This is a genomic window from Cyanobium sp. Lug-B (assembly GCF_024345635.1).
Lineage (GTDB): Bacteria > Cyanobacteriota > Cyanobacteriia > PCC-6307 > Cyanobiaceae > Cyanobium > Cyanobium minutissimum.
The window spans coordinates 43,408-61,301 of record NZ_JAGQBM010000007.1; the positions used below are offsets into that span (position 1 = coordinate 43,408).

Annotated in this window: 20 protein-coding genes; 10 read left to right on the forward strand and 10 right to left on the reverse strand. The window is 70.9% G+C overall.

Annotated features, from left to right (window positions below; translation table 11 throughout):
* Positions 1-10 precede the first annotated feature (10 nt).
* From KBY81_RS03065 to KBY81_RS03100, 8 genes are all read left to right on the forward strand, one after another.
* Positions 11-946, forward strand: a complete 936-nt coding sequence (locus tag KBY81_RS03065; protein WP_106220676.1) for a glycosyltransferase family 2 protein — start codon at positions 11-13, stop codon at positions 944-946.
* 1 nt (position 947) lies between these two features.
* Positions 948-2,072, forward strand: a complete 1,125-nt coding sequence (locus KBY81_RS03070) for a Coenzyme F420 hydrogenase/dehydrogenase, beta subunit C-terminal domain (RefSeq protein ID WP_254975562.1) — start codon at positions 948-950, stop codon at positions 2,070-2,072.
* A gap of 13 nt (positions 2,073-2,085) precedes the next feature.
* Positions 2,086-3,348 carry a polysaccharide pyruvyl transferase family protein gene (locus KBY81_RS03075; RefSeq protein WP_254975563.1) on the forward strand — a complete coding sequence of 421 codons (1,263 nt, stop codon included), beginning with the start codon at positions 2,086-2,088 and terminating at the stop codon, positions 3,346-3,348.
* On the forward strand, positions 3,345-4,292 hold the full coding sequence (locus KBY81_RS03080) for a lysylphosphatidylglycerol synthase domain-containing protein (RefSeq protein ID WP_254973347.1): 948 nt from the start codon (positions 3,345-3,347) through the stop codon (positions 4,290-4,292). Before KBY81_RS03075 ends, KBY81_RS03080 begins: the two co-directional genes overlap by 4 nt.
* Positions 4,293-4,335: 43 nt before the next feature.
* Positions 4,336-5,415 (forward strand): thiamine phosphate synthase, encoded by a 1,080-nt coding sequence (locus KBY81_RS03085; protein WP_106220680.1) that lies wholly within the window; start codon positions 4,336-4,338, stop codon positions 5,413-5,415.
* Positions 5,416-5,423: 8 nt separating this feature from the next.
* Complete coding sequence (gene thiS, locus KBY81_RS03090) at positions 5,424-5,639, forward strand: sulfur carrier protein ThiS (RefSeq protein ID WP_219904132.1); 216 nt, start codon at positions 5,424-5,426, stop codon at positions 5,637-5,639.
* A 27-nt stretch (positions 5,640-5,666) separates the two neighbouring features.
* On the forward strand, positions 5,667-6,611 hold the full coding sequence (locus KBY81_RS03095) for a DUF1517 domain-containing protein (protein ID WP_254975564.1): 945 nt from the start codon (positions 5,667-5,669) through the stop codon (positions 6,609-6,611).
* A gap of 63 nt (positions 6,612-6,674) precedes the next feature.
* Positions 6,675-6,833, forward strand: coding sequence for a hypothetical protein (locus KBY81_RS03100; RefSeq protein WP_015108865.1), 159 nt, complete (start codon positions 6,675-6,677; stop codon positions 6,831-6,833).
* Here KBY81_RS03100 and larB read toward each other — a convergent pair whose 3' ends face one another.
* The 6 genes from larB to era form a co-directional block, all read right to left on the reverse strand.
* Positions 6,834-7,478, reverse strand: a complete 645-nt coding sequence (gene larB / locus KBY81_RS03105; protein ID WP_396103651.1) for a nickel pincer cofactor biosynthesis protein LarB — start codon at positions 7,476-7,478, stop codon at positions 6,834-6,836.
* Positions 7,479-7,522: 44 nt separating this feature from the next.
* On the reverse strand, positions 7,523-8,011 hold the full coding sequence (locus KBY81_RS03110; RefSeq protein WP_396103650.1) for a TIGR03792 family protein: 489 nt from the start codon (positions 8,009-8,011) through the stop codon (positions 7,523-7,525).
* The gene (gene ispF / locus KBY81_RS03115; protein WP_254975566.1) at positions 8,008-8,493 is read right to left on the reverse strand and encodes a 2-C-methyl-D-erythritol 2,4-cyclodiphosphate synthase; all 486 of its coding nucleotides are present in this window, start codon (positions 8,491-8,493) and stop codon (positions 8,008-8,010) included. The genes KBY81_RS03110 and ispF overlap by 4 nt, the downstream gene beginning before the upstream one ends.
* A gap of 80 nt (positions 8,494-8,573) precedes the next feature.
* The gene (gene trmD, locus KBY81_RS03120) at positions 8,574-9,269 is read right to left on the reverse strand and encodes a tRNA (guanosine(37)-N1)-methyltransferase TrmD (protein WP_254975567.1); all 696 of its coding nucleotides are present in this window, start codon (positions 9,267-9,269) and stop codon (positions 8,574-8,576) included.
* 10 nt (positions 9,270-9,279) lie between these two features.
* Complete coding sequence (locus KBY81_RS03125) at positions 9,280-9,804, reverse strand: phycobiliprotein lyase (RefSeq protein ID WP_254975568.1); 525 nt, start codon at positions 9,802-9,804, stop codon at positions 9,280-9,282.
* A 70-nt stretch (positions 9,805-9,874) separates the two neighbouring features.
* Positions 9,875-10,888 (reverse strand): GTPase Era, encoded by a 1,014-nt coding sequence (gene era, locus KBY81_RS03130; protein ID WP_254975569.1) that lies wholly within the window; start codon positions 10,886-10,888, stop codon positions 9,875-9,877.
* Positions 10,889-10,934: 46 nt separating this feature from the next.
* Here era and KBY81_RS03135 point away from each other — a divergent pair, with 46 nt between their 5' ends.
* On the forward strand, positions 10,935-11,510 hold the full coding sequence (locus tag KBY81_RS03135; protein ID WP_254975570.1) for a hypothetical protein: 576 nt from the start codon (positions 10,935-10,937) through the stop codon (positions 11,508-11,510).
* A 28-nt stretch (positions 11,511-11,538) separates the two neighbouring features.
* On the opposite strand, the gene KBY81_RS03140 is transcribed toward KBY81_RS03135, so the two are convergent.
* Genes KBY81_RS03140 through KBY81_RS03150 form a run of 3 tightly spaced genes read right to left on the reverse strand, consistent with a single transcriptional unit; the run spans position 11,539 to position 14,424 of the window.
* Positions 11,539-12,159, reverse strand: a complete 621-nt coding sequence (locus tag KBY81_RS03140; protein ID WP_106220689.1) for a hypothetical protein — start codon at positions 12,157-12,159, stop codon at positions 11,539-11,541.
* Positions 12,160-12,209: 50 nt separating this feature from the next.
* Positions 12,210-13,298, reverse strand: coding sequence for a hypothetical protein (locus KBY81_RS03145; RefSeq protein ID WP_254975571.1), 1,089 nt, complete (start codon positions 13,296-13,298; stop codon positions 12,210-12,212).
* Positions 13,299-13,320: 22 nt separating this feature from the next.
* Complete coding sequence (locus KBY81_RS03150; RefSeq protein ID WP_106220691.1) at positions 13,321-14,424, reverse strand: polysaccharide biosynthesis/export family protein; 1,104 nt, start codon at positions 14,422-14,424, stop codon at positions 13,321-13,323.
* Between the two features lie 383 nt (positions 14,425-14,807).
* Between KBY81_RS03150 and KBY81_RS03155 the strand changes: the two genes are divergently transcribed.
* Positions 14,808-17,261, forward strand: coding sequence for a polysaccharide biosynthesis tyrosine autokinase (locus KBY81_RS03155; RefSeq protein ID WP_254973332.1), 2,454 nt, complete (start codon positions 14,808-14,810; stop codon positions 17,259-17,261).
* Positions 17,262-17,339: 78 nt separating this feature from the next.
* On the opposite strand, the gene KBY81_RS03160 is transcribed toward KBY81_RS03155, so the two are convergent.
* Entirely contained in the window at positions 17,340-17,876 is a 537-nt protein-coding gene (locus KBY81_RS03160) for a hypothetical protein (RefSeq protein ID WP_219904133.1), read from the reverse strand.
* Between the last annotated feature and the right edge of the window lie 18 nt (positions 17,877-17,894).

The window sequence follows — 17,894 nt, forward strand, 5'->3', positions numbered from 1 at the left end:
GGGTCAGGCCGTGAAGCTCATCATCCAGATCCCCTGCTTCAACGAGGCCGCCACCCTGCCGGTGGCGCTGGCGGCGTTGCCGCGCCAGGTGGAGGGTTTCGATCAGGTGGAATGGCTGGTGATCGATGACGGCAGCCAGGACGACACGGCGGCGGTGGCCCTCGCCCATGGCGTCGACCACGTGGTGCGCCATTTCCACAACCGCGGCCTGGCCCGGGGCTTCATGACCGGGCTGGATGCCTGTCTGGCCCGGGGGGCGGATGTGATCGTCAACACCGACGCCGACAACCAGTACGACGCCCGTGACATCCCCCGGCTGGTGGCTCCGATTCTCGAACAGCAGGCCGAGATCGTCGTGGGCGAGCGCCCCATCAGCCAGATCCAGCACTTCTCACCCACCAAGAAACTGCTCCAGAAACTCGGCAGCGGGGTGGTGCGCAGCCTCAGTGGCGCGGACATTCCCGATGCACCGAGCGGATTCCGAGCCATGAGCCGCCGGGCGGCCCAGCAGCTGATGGTGTTCAGCGATTACACCTACACCCTGGAAACGATCATCCAGGCGGGACAGAAGAACATCGGCATCACCTCGGTGCCGGTGCGGGTGAATGGCTTCCAGCGGCCGTCCCGGCTGGTCAAGAGCATCCCCTCCTACATCCAGCGCAGCATCGTCACGATCGTGCGGATCTTCGTGGTCTACCGGCCGTTCCGGTTCTTCGCGCTGCTGGGAACGCTGCTCTTCGGCATCGGCACGGTGATCGGCTTCCGCTATCTCTACATGGTGTCGATCGGCCGGGGCGGCGGCCACATCCAGTCGCTGATCCTGGCCTCCGTGCTGCTGGTCGGCGGTTTCCAGTCCCTGCTGATCGCCTTCGTCACCGATGTGATTGCGGCCAATCGCAAGCTGCTCGAGGATCTCCGCTTCGAGTCCCGCCGCAGCCGTTCCTGAGATGGCGGAGCGTCGCACCTTCGGCAGCGTTCTGGACCGCTTTCTCAAGAAGCGCTGGAGCCCGGCGGACATCGATCGCTATGTGGGCACCTACCGGGAGGCCTGGCTCACCCATGCCACTGACGGTGCGATCCGGGAGCGGGCCGCGTCGGGGGGAACCACGAGCGCCGTGCTGATCGAGGGGCTGCGCCAGGGCCTGTTCGACGGCGCCGTGGTCTGCGTGGCGGTGGTGGAGGACGGCAAGGTGCGACCCCGGTTCCGGATCGCCACCGACCCCGACCAGATCCTGGCCGCCCGCGGCAGCAAGTACGTGGAATCCCGCTTCCTGCCCTCGGTGCTGCCCCTGCTGCGCAGCTTCGAGGGGCGGGTGGCAGTGGTGGGCCTGCCCTGCGACATCGCCGCCCTGCGGCAGCGCTGCGGGACGGACCCCGTCCTGGCGGCCAAGCTGGCCCTGACCATCGCCCTGGTCTGCGGCCACAACTCCCGCACCGCCCTCATCGATGCCGTCACAAGCCGTCTGGAGAAGCAGGCCGGCCAGCCGTTGCGGGCCTACCGCTTCCGCATCGGCCACTGGCGCGGCCATCTGGAGGCGGAATTCGCCGATGGATCCCTGCTGCGCCGGCCCACGAAGACATTCAACGACTACCAGAACATGTTCTTCTTCTGCGAGCGCAAATGTCTCTCCTGCCATGACCATTACGGCTATGCCGCCGATCTCACGATGGGGGACATCTGGCTGTTCCGTCTCAAGAACGACCCGATCAAACACACCGCCGTGATCACCCGCACCGAGGCGGGTCAGGCCCTGTTCGACGCCGCCACCCGATCCGGTGCCGTGGCGGCCTCCGCCCTCGACATCCGCGACATCATGGATGGCCAGGCCCGCATCGGTCCGGCCCATTACAACGTCACGGCCCGGGCCCGGGCCGGCCGCTGGCTGGGGCTGAAGATTCCCGATCGCGTCCAGGCGCCGGTCACCTGGCACGACCAGCTCAATGCCTTCTGGACCCTGGCCAACATGCGCCTGAGCGAGTCCGCCTGGGGCCGCCGGCTGATCTTCGCCCTGCCCCGACCCGTGATCAGGGGGCTGCTGTATCTCAAGAAGGGTCTGGAGTCGGTGAAATGAAGCGGGGGATCCGATGAGCTCCGTGGCGATCATCGCGGCCACCTTCCACGGCAACCGTGGTGCGGAGGCGATGCTGAGCACGGCCGTCGGAGTGCTTTCGGAGCGCTGCGGGCCCCAGCTGCGCTTCGAGGTGTTCAGCTATTACCCCACGGTCGACCGCCAGCTGGTGAACGACCCCCGGGTGCGGATCTTCTCGGCCACCCCCGCCCATCTGGTGCTGGTGCTGCTGCCGGGGGCCGTGCTGCACCGGCTCCTCGGCGGCCTGCGGCTCCATCGCCTGCAGAGGCTGCTGCCGGCTTCGGTGCGGGCGCTGGCCCGCTCGCGGGCCCTGCTCTGCCTGGCCGGGGTGTCCTTCATCGATGGCCGGGCCAAGTTCCTGCCCTTCAACATCGCCACCATCTGGCCGGCCATGATTCTCGGGGTCCCCGTCGTGAAGCTGTCCCAGGCGATGGGGCCGTTCCGCACCTGGCCCAACCGCCCGCTGGCCCACTGGTTCCTGTCCCGCTGCCACCGCCTCCACACCCGCGGTGAGGTGACCCAGCGCCATGTGGCCGGCCTGCTGGGATCGGGCGGTTGCTATGGCCGCAGCGACGATGTGGCCTTTCTGTTCGAGGGCCGCTTCGGCCTCAGCACCCCCGCCCCCGGCCTCGACGGGCGGCTGGCGGCCCTGCAGGCGCTGCGGGAGCGGGGCCGGCCGATCGTCGGCGTCTGCCCCAGCGCCGTGATCGCCCGGCGCGCGGCGGCGGCGGGCCACGACTACCCCCGCTGGCTGGCGGGCCTGATCACCGACCTGGTGGGGCTCGGCCATGGGGTGGCCCTCTACCCGAACGCCACCCGGGGCCCGGAGGAAACCCGCCTCCACAACAACGACCTGCCCCTGCTGCGGGCCACGCTGTCCCACCTCGATCCGGCCGTCGCCGGCTCCGTGGTGGGGTTCGAGGACGGCTGGAACGCCGCCCAGATCCATCGCATCCTCGGGGCCTGTGACGTCCATGCGGTGTCCCGCTTCCACGCCATGGTCGGCGCCCTGGTGGTGGGCGTTCCGGTGCTGGTGATGGGCTGGAGCCACAAGTACCTGGAGGTGATGGAGCGCTTCGGCCAGGCCGACATGGTCTTCGACGGCGCCGACCTCGACCGGCCCCGCACCGTGGCCCTGATCCAACGGCTGATCGCCGAGCGGGCGGAGCGCCGCGACCGCATCGTCGCCGCGCTGCCGGAGGTGCAGGCCCTCGCCTCCCGTCAGTTCGATGCGGTGCAGCCGCTGCTCACCCCTTGAAGTGGCCCTCCAGCCCCCTGGGCGTCCTGGTGAAGTGGATCTGGATCGGCCTGGTCGTGGTCGCCGTGGCCGCCTTCGCCATCACCCGGCGGCAGGTGATCGTCCAGGACCTGGCCCGGTTCTCCCCACCGGAGCTGGCGGCCGTGGTGGTCCTGCTGGTGCTCGGCAAGCTGGGGATGAACGTCGCCATGCTGCTGGCGACGCGCCACTGCGCCATCCCGGTGAGCCGCCGCGATGGCTTCTACATGTACAACCTGGCCCAGCTGGCCAAGTACGTGCCGGGGTCCATCTGGCAGTTCGTCAGTCGCATCGCCATGCTGCGGGCCCGCCAGGCCCCGGCCACCGCCATCCGCGATTCGATCCTCGCCGAGAACGGCTGGGTGGTCGGATCGGCCCTGCTGATCGGCGTCGTCCTGCTGGGGCTGGCCCAGCCCGCCTTCTACCTGAGGCTCCTGGAGGCCGTGGGCCGGGTCCCGCCCACCCTGGCGGTGCCCCTGGGGTCGGTTCTGCTGGCCCTGGCCGGGGCCCTGGCGGTGGCCCTGCCGAGGCTGCGCCGCCGCTCCTCGCGGCTGCTGCCCTGGCTGATCCGGCTGCGCCCCCCCTGGGCGGCCAGCCTGAGCCTGATGCTGGGCTGGGCCGCGCTCGGGGCGTCCTTCTGGCTGTGTCTGCGGCCGTTCCTGGGTGCCGGGCCAGCCTGGCCGGCGGTGATCGGCGTCTACTGCCTCGCCTGGGTGGCCGGCTACCTGGTGCCCTTCGCCCCGGCGGGGCTGGGGGTGCGGGAGGTGGTGCTGGCCCTGGCCCTGGATCCCTTCCTCGCGGCCGACACCTCCCTGGTGGTGGTCGCCGTCCACCGCGTCCTCTACCTGCTGGTCGAGGTGCTGCTGGCCCTGGTGGCCCTGGCCCTGGGCCCGGACCCCGCCGCCGCCGCCCCGCCAGCCGCCTGACGATGCCCTCCCATACCCTGGGGAGCCCACCCGCCCCGGTCCGGTGACGCCGCCGTCTCCAGTCCCGTCGCAGCGTCCCGTCGAGCGGGCCGCCATCGAGCGGCTGCTCGATGCCAACCTCGATCGGGCCCGGGAGGGGCTGCGGGTGCTGGAGGACTGGGCCCGCTTCGCCCTGGACCGGCCCGATCTGGTGGCCCGCACCAAGGATCTGCGCCAGCGCCTGGGGCGGCTGCACCGGAGTGCCTACAAGCTGGCCCGGCACACCGCCAGCGACCCGGCGGCGGGCCTGGCCCATCCGGCCCAGGCCGAACGGCAGGACGCCGACGCGGTCCTGGCCGCCAACGCCGGCCGGGTGCAGGAGGCCCTGCGGGTGCTGGAGGAGTTCGGCCGGCTCGAGGATCCGGACCTGGCGGCCGAGGCGTCGACGATCCGCTACGCCCTCTACGACCTGGAGGTGGACCTGATCCAGGCCGGCCGCGACGGCGACGGGCGCCGCGCCCTGCTGCGCCGCTGCCATCTGTATCTGGTCACCAGTCCGGTGGACGGCCTGGAGGCGGTGGTGGCCGCGGCCCTGGCGGCGGGGGTGCGGCTGGTCCAGTACCGCGCCAAGCCCGACCCCGACCTGGAGGACCGCCACCGCCTCGAGCAGGCCACTGCCCTGCGCCAGCTCTGCCACCGCCATGGCGCCCTGTTCCTGGTCAACGACCGCATCGACCTGGCCCTGGCGGTGGGGGCCGATGGCGTCCACCTCGGCCAGGGCGACCTGCCGCCGTCGGTGGCCCGCCGCCTGCTGGGGCCCGACCGCCTGATCGGCCGCAGCACCCACCGGATCGAGGACCTGCGCCAGGCGGTCGCCGACGGCTGCGACTACGTGGGGGTGGGGCCCGTCAACGCCACCCCCACCAAACCTGGCCGCGAGCCGGTGGGGCTGGCCTACGTCACCCAGGCGGCGGCGGAGTCCCCCCTGCCCTTCTTCGCCATCGGCGGCATCGATCCGGGCAACCTGGCCGCCGTGCGCCGTGCCGGCGCCGATCGGGTGGCGGTGGTGCGGGCCATCACGGCCGCCGCCGACCCCGGCGCGGCGGTCGCCGCCCTGCTGGCGGGGCTGGAGGCTGCGGCATGACGGGGGGGATGGCGGCAGACCTGCTGCTGCGGGTCAACGGGGAAGCGCGCCGCTGCCCGGCGGGCCTGTGTCTGGATGCCGTGCTTGTGGCCCTCGGCTACCAGCCGCGCCTGGTGGTGGTGGAGTTCAACGGCGAGATCCTCCCCAGGCATCGCTGGCCCTCCCAGCCTGTGGTGGAATCCGATGTGCTGGAAGTGGTCACCATCGTGGGGGGCGGTTCCTAGATTCCTGCCATCGCAACGTCGCACGTCATGGGTTCCCGCTTGCTCCGGCGCCTGGCCGGTCTGATGGTCGTGCCCGTGCTGGTGGCCGGCCTCGTGATCGCCTCGCCGCCGCCGGCCCAGGCCGCCAGCGGTGGCCGCATCGGCGGCGGCAGCTTCCGCTCGGCCCCCTCCATGCCCCGCAGCTATGGCGGCGGTGGTGGTTACGGCGGCGGCTTCAGTGGCGGCGGCTACCGGGGCGGCGGCATCGGCTTCCCCTTCATCGTGCCGATCTTCGGATTCGGCGGCGGCGGCCTGTTCGGTTTCCTGATTCTCATGGCCGTGGCCGGCGTGGTGGTCAACGCCCTGCGCGGCGGCGGCGGTCCGTCCCTCGGGGGCTCGGGCTCCGAGCTGGCCTACAACCCCCGTCCGGACGGTCCGGTTTCGATCGCCCAGATCCAGGTGGGTCTGCTGGCGTCCGCCCGCGATCTCCAGGACGACCTGCGGCGCCTGGCTGGTTCGTCGGACACCTCCAGCAGCTCCGGCCTGCAGCGGGTGCTCCAGGAAACCAGCCTCTCCCTGCTGCGCCATCCCGACCTCTGGGTGTACGCCAGCGGCGAGGTGGGCCAGGTGCCCTTCGCCAGCGCCGAATCCACCTTCAACCGGCTCTCCATGCAGGAGCGCAGCAAGCTGGAGCGGGAACTCACCGCCAACGTGGCCGGCCGCCGCTTCAGTGAGCCCGCGCCCGTGGCCCCCGGTGCCAGCGACGCCGCCAGTGATTTCATCGTCGTCACCCTGCTGGTGGCCAGCCGGCGCAGCCTGGCGATCAAGGGGGCCGGCAGCGCCGATGAGCTGCGTGATTCGCTCCAGAAGCTCGGTGCGGTCGGCGCGGACGATCTGCTGGCCATCGAGGTGATCTGGCAGCCGGAAGGGGCCGGCGAAGTGCTGACCACCGAACAGGTGATCACGGCCTACCCGGACCTGCAGCATCTCTGAACCTGCGGCCTTGCCGGCCGGCCGGTCGTCGCCCACACTGCGCCTCAGAAGCCGCAGGCGCCGGTGCCTCCCCATCGGATCAGCTGGATCAACACCCCGGTCCTGCTCGAGGCCATCGAGCGCTACGAGCAGGGGCGCCTGCCCCGTTCCCTCACCCTCTGGCTCCAGACCGTGCTGGAGATCGAGGCGCCGCCATCGGATCCATTGATCCCCGGCGGCTGATCAGCCGGCCACGCCCAGCTGCAGGATCCGCAGGGCCGCCATGGCGGCTCCATAGCCGTTGTCGATGTTCACCACGGTGAGCCCGGGGGCGCAGCTGGCCAGCATGCCCATCAGAGCCGCCTGGCCGCCGACGCTCACCCCGTAGCCCACCGCCACCGGCACGCCGATCACCGGCTGGGGCAGCAGACCGGCCAGCACGGTGGGCAGGGCCCCCTCCATTCCGGCACAGGCGATCAGCACCCGGGCCTGGCGCAGTCCCTCCAGCTGCCCCAGGAGCCGGTGCAGTCCGGCCACGCCGACGTCGAGGACCAGGTCGCTGGCCACTCCGTGGCAGGCCAGGGCCAGGCGCGCCTCGGCCGCCACCGGGAGGTCGCTGCTGCCGCCGCCGAGCACCGCCACCCGTCCGAGGGCCGGATCGGCCGGCGGCGGCGCGGGCCAGGTGAGGCAGCGGGCCACCGGATCGTGCCGGGGCACCGCTTCGGCCCCCAGGGCGCCGATGGACGGCTCCAGCCGGCGCTGCACCGCCGCCGCCTTCTCCGCCGACACCCGGGTCACCAGCGCCAGTTCCCCGGCCCGGCGCATCTCCAGCATCACGGCGGCAATCTGCTCGACGCTCTTGTGCTCCCCCCAGACCGCCTCCACCATGCCGAGCCGGTCCCGGCGGCCCAGGTCGAGCCGGGCGTCCTCGCTCAAGGCCCCTCCTCCTCCAGCGGCGGCGTCAGAGCCACCCACTCCAGTTCGCCGGCGTGGACCAGGGGAAAGGGGTTGGCGGCCCGGGCCAGACTCCGTTCTCCCGGGTTGTGGGACAGGGCCCGCCGGGCCGCAGCTTCGAAGCGGGCCTGCGTGGCCTCGATCTCGCTGGCCGGGATGGCCAGCCACTGGCGGCGGCTGCGCCAGCGGATCAGCAGCAGGCCCTCTTCCCGTTCCGCATCCCACAGCAGGTCCCGGCCCAGGAAGCCGTCCTGGCGCTGCAGCCAGGGCCCCCAGCTCTGCTCCTCCGCCTGCAGCCAGGCCCCGCGGGCGCCGGCGGGCACCTTCACCCGCAGCTGCTCCACGACCGGCCCCTGGGTGAGGGCACCGACGGCCTGGGCCGTGGCGGGAAAGCTGACCAGCACGCAACAGAGCAGGCAGAGGGCGGCCAGCAAGGTAGCCAGCCGCTGGGGTGGCCGATGGGTCACGGCTGCTGCAGCAGGGCCACCGCATGGCAGGCGATGCCCTCCTGGCGGCCCGTGGGCCCCAGACCCTCGTTGGTGGTCGCCTTCACCCCCACCTGCTCGGGAGCCAGGCCCATGCGGCCGGCGATCGTCTCCCGCATGGCGGCGATGTGGGGCTTCAGGCGCGGCCGCTCCGCCACCACCACCGTGTCGACGTTGAGCACCTGCCAGCCCCGCTCCGCCACCAGCGCCATCACCTGCTCGAGCAGCACCAGGCTGTCGGCGCCGCGCCAGCGCTCGTCCTCCGGCGGGAAGTGGGTGCCGATGTCCCCCAGGCTGAGGGCCCCCAGCAGGGCATCCATCAGGGCATGCACGAGCACGTCGGCGTCGCTGTGGCCGTCCAGCCCCAGGCCTTCGGGGTGCTCCAGGCGCACGCCGCCCAGGATCAGGGGACGGCCGGGGACGAGCCGGTGGATGTCGTAGCCGTTGCCGATGCGCAGCTGCATGGGGGGCGGTGGGGGCGGATCCAGTGTCGCCGGTGCGGGGCGATGGCGCGCTTCCGGCGGCGTGCTTCGGTGAGCGCGCTTCAGGTCTCCTGCTGCGCCTGCCACAGGGCCAGCAGGTCGGCGCGGCGCTCGCGGGTGCGGGCCACCTGCTGCTCCAGCCGCCAGCGGGCGATGGCGCCGTGGTCGCCGCTGCGCAGCACCTCCGGTACCGCCATGCCGCGGAACTCCGCCGGCCGGGTGTAGTGGGGGTGCTCCAGCAGCAGGCCACTGTGGCTCTCGGCCTCGAGGCAGTCCGGTGAGCCCACGGTGCCGGGCAGCAGCCGCACCACGCCGCTGATCACCACCAGGGCCGGCAGCTCGCCGCCGGTGAGCACGAAATCCCCCAGGGACACCTCCTCGTCGGCCAGGGGGCGGATGCGCTCGTCGAAGCCCTCGTAGTGGCCGCAGAGCAGCACCAGCTGGTCGTGCTCCGTGGCCCAGCGGCGCAGGTCGCGCTGGTGCAGCGGCTGGCCCTGGGGGCTCATCAGCAGCACGCGGCGGCGCGGCAGCACCGGGATCGTCTCGAAGGCGGCGTAGACCGGCTCGGGCTTGAGCACCATGCCGGCGCCGCCGCCGTAGGGCACGTCGTCCACCTTGCGGTAGCGGTCCGTGGCGTGGTCGCGGGGGTTGTGGGTGTGGACCTCGGCGATGCCGGCGGCGAAGGCACGGCCGATCACCCCCAGCCCCAGCAGGGGCGTGAAGGCGTCCGGCACCAGGCTCACCACGTCGAAGCGCATGGGGGAGGCCTCAGCCGGCGGGTCGGCTGACCCGCCGGATCTCGGAGCTGAAGCTGGCCCGGCCCGGGCGGCCGTCGGGGTGGTGCTCGACGCTGCTGCGCAGGCGCAGGTTGGCCTTGGTGAACCAGATCCTTTCGCGCACCGACGCCCCGGCCCGCTCGCTGGTCAGCTCCAGGCTCCCGTCCGGCCAGAGCTGCCAGCGCCCCGTGCTGGCGGCCCCGTCCGGGGCACTGCCCTGGAAGCCGCCGTCGGGGCGGAACAGCAGCCGGTGGCGGCCGCCGCCGGGTGCGGTGATCTCCAGCCCCCCGGGCTCGCCGGTCTGCTCTGGGGCCAGGTAGGTGACGGTCAGTTCCCCGCGCTCGGAGCTGTGCCAGCTGACCCCATCCGCCTCGGCCTCCCGGGCCGCGTCGGCCGCCTCCTCCAGGCTGAAGCAGCTGCGCAGGGAGAGCCAGTCGCCGGCGCAGAAGGCCAGGAACGCCGCGATCGTCTCGGGCGGGAAGGGGGCGGCGCTGGCGGGCTCGGTCGCGCTGGTCACGGCGGGGGCGGCGGGAGATCGGGGCCGGCGGGCCCCGGCGGGGATCCTCGCAAACCCCCAGCCGGCGTGCTCAGTCGCCCCGGTAGCCCAGCTCCGCCAGCCGGCCCGGGTGGCTGCGCCAGTTGGGCACCACCTTGACGAACAACTCCAGGTACACCGGACCGTCGAACACCTTCTGCATCTGCAGCCGCGCCCCCTGGCCGATGGCCTTGAGCATCTGGCCCCCCTTGCCGATCAGGATCCCCTTCTGACTGCTGCGCTCCACCAGCACGGTGGCGAGCACGGCCGTGCGCACCTTGCCCTTCGCCTCCTCCTCCACGATCCGCTCGATCCGCACCGCCACCGAGTGGGGCACCTCCTCGCGGGTGAGGGTCAGCACCTGCTCCCGGATCAGCTCCGCCAGCAGCAGCTGCTCCGGCTGATCGCTGACGGTGTCCGCCGGGTAGAGCAGGGGACCCGGCGGCAGGTCGGCCGCCAGGGCCTCCACCAGCGCCTGGCAGCCATCGCCGTTGAGGGCGCTGCAGGGATGCAGGAGCCAGGCCACGGGGGGATCGCCGGCGTCCGCCAGCAGCTCCCGGTAGGTGGCGGCCAGATCCTCGGCGTCGGCGCCGACCCGGTCGCTCTTGTTGAGGGCCACATGCACCGGCACGCGGCTGTGGCGCAGCAGGTCGACGATGAAGCCGTCCCCCCGGCCGGCCGGCTGGCTGGCATCCACCAGCAGCAGCACCACGTCCACCTCGCCGATGGCCCCCCGGGCGCTCTGGACGAGGCGTTCCCCCAGCAGGTGGTGGGGTTTGTGGATCCCCGGGGTGTCCAGCAGGATCAGCTGGGCGGCGGGCGTGGTGAGGATGGCGCGCAGCCGGTTGCGGGTGGTCTGGGCCACGGGGGAGGTGATCGCCACCTTCTGGCCCACCAGCTGGTTGAGCAGGGTGGATTTGCCCACGTTCGGCCGGCCGATCAGGGCCACGAAGCCGGAGCGGAAGACAGGCTCTCCGGTGCTGCCCTGTTCAGCCCCGCCCTGGTCGGGACGGTTGTCTTGGGGCTGGGCATCGCCGGGGCTGGCGGTCGGGGCGCTCGGGTCCATAGCCTCAACACTGCCAGCCCATGGGCCCCGCCGCCCGTCCGCCGCCATGACCGATGACGCCCCGCTGACCGAGACCCCCCTGGCGGGGACCCCGCCGGCACCGAGCTTCCCCCAGGCGATGGAGATCGCGGCCCAGTGGATCGGCCTGTGGGAAGCGGGGGAACTCAGCGATGAGGTGCTGGCCGATCGGGTGGGGGAGCTGGTGGCAAGCCGGGACGGGGCGCGCGGTTTCTTCGTCGTCGGCCTCACCGGTGAGGCGCCCCTGCTCGACCGGCTGCCGGAGCCGCTGGTGGCCGCCCTGCGGCAGGCGGGTCCGGGGGTGGTGGATCTCACCGCGCGCAACCTGGCCATGAGCACGGCGATGGTGCTGCACCACCAGCGATCGGGGGACCGGGACCATCAGGCCGGTTCGGAGCGGGTGCAGCTGCGCAGCACCGAACTGCTGCGCCAGCTGGAGCCGGTGGCCGTGAAGCAGCGGCTGGAAACCCTGCTCGCCGCGGCTGCGCAGGACGGTGATTCCGAGGGAGCAGTCGCGGAGGACAGGGCCTTCCTCGACAGCTGGGGTTACGACGCGGAACAGCGTCTGGCGATCGCCGCCGCCATCGAGGCGGTGGCCGACTGAACCGTCAACCACCCCATGCCCCTGGGCCTCAGAACTTGAGGTAGAGCAGCGTCATGGCCTGGAGGGCGTCAAAGGTGACCCCATCGGGCAGGAAGACGTAGTTGACGTTGAACCCCAGGGTCACGTTCTGGGTGATGTTCACATCAACCCCACCGGTGAGCATGGCGTTGGTCTGTCCCGTCGAATAGGTGTTGGTGGCGATGCCACCCCCCAGGTAGGGGGAGACCACGGAGCGACGGAACAGATCCAGGGTGAGGGGCACCTGGAAGGAGGTCTGGCCGTTGTAGCGGCCGAGCACATCCCGGTTGCCGAAGATCACGCTGGGCCGCAGGGAGACCGCAAGGGTTTCGTTGAGTTTGTAGCCGATCCGACCGGTGAACACCCCGCTGTTGGGCAGATCGCTGCCGAAATTGACGCCACCGCCGATGCCGTAGATGCCGACGTTCTCGATCGGTTTGCCCTGACGCGGCACGATCGCCAGTTCGGCGGGATCGCGGTTGGCCGGAGGCGGCAGATAGTCCGGCGGCAGGGTGGCCGCGTCGGTGACGGGCTCCCAGCCGGCGGCTGCGGGCTCCGCCGCGATGGGAACCCAGGGGGCCGGTGGCGCCGGGAGGGACTGGGCCCGGCCCGGCTCGCCAACGACAGCCAAACAGGCCAGGCCGACCAGGGGGAGGCCGCAGGGGTGGAGCCGGTGGCGTCTCACTGGGGGGCCACCACCGCGCCGGCGGGACCGGCCGGGGCCGGAGTGGGGGCGGGAACATCCGCCACAGGGGCCAGCGTGGCAGCGGCCGGTGGCGGCGGCGGGGCGATCGGGGCGCTGCTGGCCACGGGCGAGACCCGGACGGGGGCGGGGGTGGCCCTCACCTCAGCCGGGAGCGGCTGGAGGTTGACGACCGTGGGGGTGACGGTCCCGGGGGCCTGGGCCGGCTGGCGGCTGGACCATTCCCGGATGTCTTCGATCACGCCGGGATCGTCCGGCTGGCTCAGCACATCGACGCTGCCGTCGGCCTGGATGGCGAGGGGCACCTGGGTGGGCTTGCTGACCCGGGTGGAGGGCACGTGGATGACCCGGGCCTGCTGCAGCTTGGCCGTCTTGGTGGGGGTGGGCGTGGGCAGGGTGCGGATCGCCTGGCGCATTGGCTCCCTCAGGTTCTGGGGCAGGGGAGCCATCGGGTCGCCGCTGCTGGCCCATCGGGCCCGCTCCGCCCGGGCCACCGTGGGCATGGCGGGCATGCCCAGGTCCTGGATGGTGAGCACCCCACCGAGGAGCTCGGAGTTCGAGAAGTTCCGCTGCAGCAGGGTCTGGGCACTGCCCAGGCCGGTGGTGCCCAGGGGGGGGCCATCGATGCGGAAGGAGACCGGGCGGGCCGGGGCCTTGGCCACACGCGCCGGGGCGCTGCCGCGGGAGGCGACCGCCGGACGGCGACCGGGATCGGGCCGTGCCCGAGACGAATTGGAGGGGCCGCTCAGATCGAGACTGCGGGCCAGGGGCGCATCCAGCAGCGAACCGATCTTGTCGGAGGCCGAGCTGAGCACGTGGCCGGTGGTGGTGCCCAGGTCGTCGAGCGGAGAGGAGCTCCTGGCCACCGGGGCGGCGGCGGGAGCTTCCGGCAGGGAGGCGATCGCTTCGTCGCTGCCCTTGGGATCGGCAGGCTGGGGGACGGCCATGTCCTTCACCCGTGCCTGCCAGCGGTCGTGGGCATCGATGGCCAGCAACGGCAGCCAGATCGACTGGCTCAGCAGGGCCCAGGCGATGGCTTTGGGGCTGATGGTGGGTTCGCGGTACATGGGAGGGCCGTAGTAGCGGTTGTCAGCGGAAGTTGTTTCTGTTGCCGTTGAATGTATCTCGGAAGAAATAATAGGAGCTGGCGGCCTGACTGAGGGGAACGATGACCTGATTGATGACGTCGAGGGCTTCGGCGTAGAAGGTGCGATTGACGATGATCGTGTCCCTGTCCCGGAGTGGCGGGTTCAGCCCCTTGGAGACGCCGATCCCATCCCTGTAGCTGTAGACCTCACGGGTGGTGGTGCCGTTGCGGTTGAGGCGGACAAGTTCGATGTCGTTCTTGTTGGCCCGCCAGTTCTCCGCCCCGCCGGCCCGGAAGATGGCTTCGGCCAGAGGGGTGTTGGCGGGCAGGCTGAGGGTACCGGGGCTGCGCACCTCGCCGATCACCGAGACGGTGATGGTGGCCGGGGCCAGGTTGGTGGCCCCGATCTGGAGGATCTCCTCGGGGATCAGATCCTCGGTGCGGGCGACGACGATCGTGTCGCCGTCGAACAGGATCGGGTTCTGGCGCTGGTTGCCGACCTGGAACACCTGGGCCAGGTCGAGCACCGTCTGCTTCTGGCTGCCGTCGGGGCCGGCCAGACGCCGGAGCAGGACCTTGCGGATGTCCGCGTTCAGGGTGACGCCGCCGGCCGTCTGGATCGCGGAGACCGGAGTGGAATAGGAGGGCAGGGGGTAGAGGCCGGGACGGCCCACCTCGCCGATGATCGTCACCTTGACGGGACGGGGTGAGGTGAGGCTGAGGATCAGCTCAGGCCTCACCAGCTGCTTGGCGTAGAGCGAGGTGAGCCAGCGGGTGGCCTGGCCGATGGTCAGGCCGGTGAGCTGCACCGAACCCAGCAGTGACAGGGTCGAGGTGCCGTCGGGAAGGATGACGACCGCCCCGCCGATGGCGGAGGCGGAGGGGTCGGTGAAGGTGAGCTGGAGGCCGTCCCCGGGGCCAAGCACGTAAAGATCGTTGTAGACCTCGGTGACCGTGAGGGGCAGGGGAGCCGAGGAGGCGGGGCCGGAGAGGGGGGCGGCGCTGACCGCCGCCGGGCCGCGCCAGGGGGAATGGGGAGCCGCACCCTGGGGCACCGAGGCCTTGAGCCCCGTCGGGGCCACCAGCACACCGGCCAGCCCCAGCATCCCGACGGCCGAAAGGCGACGCCGGACCGACCGGCGGACGCCTTTCCAGCGGATTCCATCAGGGGCGGCAGATCCCTGACCTGCAGCAGATTCCTGGCGAGCCGATTGGCCTGCAGATCCCTGGCGTACAGATGTTCTGGGAGGAAAAGCCACCGAAGGACATAAATCGGATTACCACCATAGACGCCCGAGTCAAGGGGCATTCTTTGCGGGTTGCCATTATCATCGGATCAACTTTCCCTGCGGTACATAACGTGACAACGACGGGTGCTCCTCCTGAGGCCTTTCCGGGTGGAACCGCGCGCCCGTTGTCCCTTCCCGGCACGGGTGCTTCCGGTCCCGGCCTGTTTGACCCGTCGTCGCAGCAGAGCCCCCTCAGCCCCATGGGCGAAAGCCAGTCCGGCGGCGGCGGCCTCGGGGGGATTGTGCGCACGGTCAAGCGCCGTCAATCCATCTTTCTGATCACCTTTGCCGTGGTGACCGGGGTCCTGGCGATCAACACCCTGCGGCAGCGCATCTTTTCCCCCGTCTACCAGGGCGGGTTCCAGATGCAGATCAGCAACCCCTTCGACAACCCCGGCACTGGCGGCGGCGGCGGCGGTTCCGTCGAATCCATCGCCCGCAGCGAGATCAAGACCGATGTGCCCAGCCTCATCGTTCTGATGCGCAGCCCCCTGCTGCTCGGGCCGGTCGCGCAGCGCCAGGGAGTGCCGCTGCGGGCCCTGGAGAGCAATCTCTCCATCAACCAGGAGTCGGCCCGGGTCGACAATGTTCTCAATGTGTCTCTGCGCTGGCCGGATCCGGCCAAGGGCAAGGCCATCCTGCGGCAGCTTGCCAAGGACTACACCTCCTTCTCGCTTACCCAGCGCCAGGCGGCCGTCAACTCCGGGGTCCGCTTCCTGGATGAGCAGGCCCCCGCCATCGAGGAACGGGTCCAGAAGCTCTCCCAGGAGATGCTCAAGTTCCGCGAGCGCAACAACTTCGTGGATCCGGCCGCCGCGGCCGGCCAGATCCTCGGAGCCCGCGAAGGTCTCGTCAACCAGCTGCGCACCCTGCAGAACGAACAGGTGCAGCTGGACAGCCAGCTGAAGTCGATCCAGACCGGCAAGCTCCAGTTCACCCCCAGCGGCGCCCCCACCGCCCTCGAGCAGCTGGGCCGCAACAGCGTTCTCGTGCCGGGCAGGGGCGATTCCGCCGCCGAGGCCGCCAGCGGCACCAAGACCCCCCTCGACCTTCTCAACCAGTTCGAGCAGGAGCTGGCCACCGCCAAGGGCACCTTCAAGGAGAACTCGCCGATCGTTCAGTCCCTGCTGGCCCGTCGCAACCAGCTGCTGCCCGTGGTGCAGCGGCAGGCGGCCGATGCCGTCAAGGCCAGGCTGCTCGCCAACGTGGCCCAGCAGGATGAGATCAACCGCCAGATCCTTCTGCTGAGCGAGAACTTCCGGAACAATCCCCAGAAACTGGCGGAGTTCGAGAACATCAACCAGCGGCTTTCGATCGCCAGAGAGCAGTATTCCTCCTACATCCAGGCCAGGGAGCGGTACCGGCTGGAGATGGCCCGGTCCATCTCCCCCTGGGAAGTGATCGGACCCCCGGATTTCGGCAGCAGCCCGGTGGAGCCCAACATCCAGCGCAACCTGCTGCGGGCGATCATGATCGGTCTGCTGGCCGGCCTGGGCGCCGCCATCCTGCGGGAGCGGACGGACAACGTCTTCCACACCCCCATGGAGGTGGAGAAGGACCTGCAGCTGCCCGTGCTGGGTCTGATCCCCTACCTGCCCCTGGAGCCCGGTGTCGACATCGCCACCAGCATCTCCAAGATGTCCTCCAGCGAGCGCTTCGCCATCAAGGAGTCGCTGCGCAGCCTGTTCACCACCTTCCGTCTGCTCCGCGCCGACAACAACATCCGCATGGTGGGGATCACCTCCTCCACCCAGGGGGAGGGCAAGTCCACCGCCGTGGCGGTGTTCTCCCGCACCCTCGCCGACCTCGGCCTCCGGGTGCTCGTCATCGACTCCGACATGCGTCTGCCGATGCAGGCCCGTTACCTGGGTGTGGAGCAGGGCGACGGCCTCTCCACCCTGCTGTCGGATTCGTCGCGCAAACCGACGGATTTCATCCACTCCATCGCCGAGAACATGGATGTGCTGCCCGCCGGCCCCAAGCCGCCCGATCCGGCGAAGCTGCTCAACTCCAGCCGCTGCAAGGAGATCATGGAGGAGATCCGTGCTCTCCCGGGCTACGACATCATCATTGTCGATGCGCCTCCCTGCCTGATGCTGGCCGATCCGATCCTGCTCGGGGAGAAGCTCGACGGCATTCTCTTCCTCGTGGGTCTCGGCAAGGTCAGTCGTGAGCTGGCTCCCCAGGCCAGCCGTCGCATCAGGGCCTCCGGGGTGGATGTGCTTGGCATCATCTGCAACCAGGTCAACTTCCCCAGCCGCCTCAACGATTACGGCTACGAATACGGTTACTACTATCACTACGCCTACGCCTCGGCGTCGGGCTACGCCAAGAGTGCCAGCGAGCCATCCACGGGTGGATTCGGCAGCTATGTGCAGCGTTATCGCGACAGCTACATGAAGGGCGCCGCCACCAACTCCTACATCTCCGCCCGCTACAACGAGGGCGAATCCGACGTCAAGACCTACTTCCGGGAGGACGAGGATCAGGCCACCGCACCGGTCGCCACCAATGGCGGCATCGGCCCCAGCGCCAGCTCCACCAGCCCCCTGCCCCCCGCCGACAGCGTCCCCTCCCGCCGCCATCGCCCGTCCCGGGAGGGCGGTGGCGGTCCGATGGGCTGGCTGCGCCGGCGTTTCGGCAACCGGGGCTGAGCCCCCGGTTCCGGGACCCTTCCCCTCGCCAGGGAGGGGGCCCGGCCGACCGCTGCCCCGTCGCTCACCCGGGACCTGCTATGTCGAGAGCAGGGTCTCGAGCATCACCAGGTGGTCATAGATCGGCATGGCCATCGGGTGGCAGCGCCGCACCCAGGCCAGGGCGGCCAGGGGGTCGATCCCGCGCAGTCGGGCCGTGAGGCCAACGGCCAGCAGGGGAGAGCGCTCATACCCGGCCATGCAGTGCAGATAGACGGGGGCGGCGTCGGTCACGAGCGCTTCCGCCCTCGCCAGGGCAAGGGCCAGCCTCTCCTGCAGCAGCGGCTCCTGGGCTCTGTGGTCGGGCAGGGCGATCCGGTCGCTTCTCCAGCCAGGGGGAACGACCAGGGCGGTTTCCTCCTCCGGATAGCAGCAGCTGAAGCGGCTTCGGATCCCGGCCTCCTCCAGCTGACGCCAGTGCCTGTCGCTGCGGGGCATGGGACCGATCGCCAGCTGACCGGTGAGCACCCAGCTGCAGGGAAGCGCGCGTTCCGCCATCGGCGCCAGGGGCCGGTCGGCCGGCCTCAGGCCCTGGAACAACCGCCGCAGGGGGCCCACCATCAGCGCGCCCTCCACGGATGAGGCCCGTTGGCG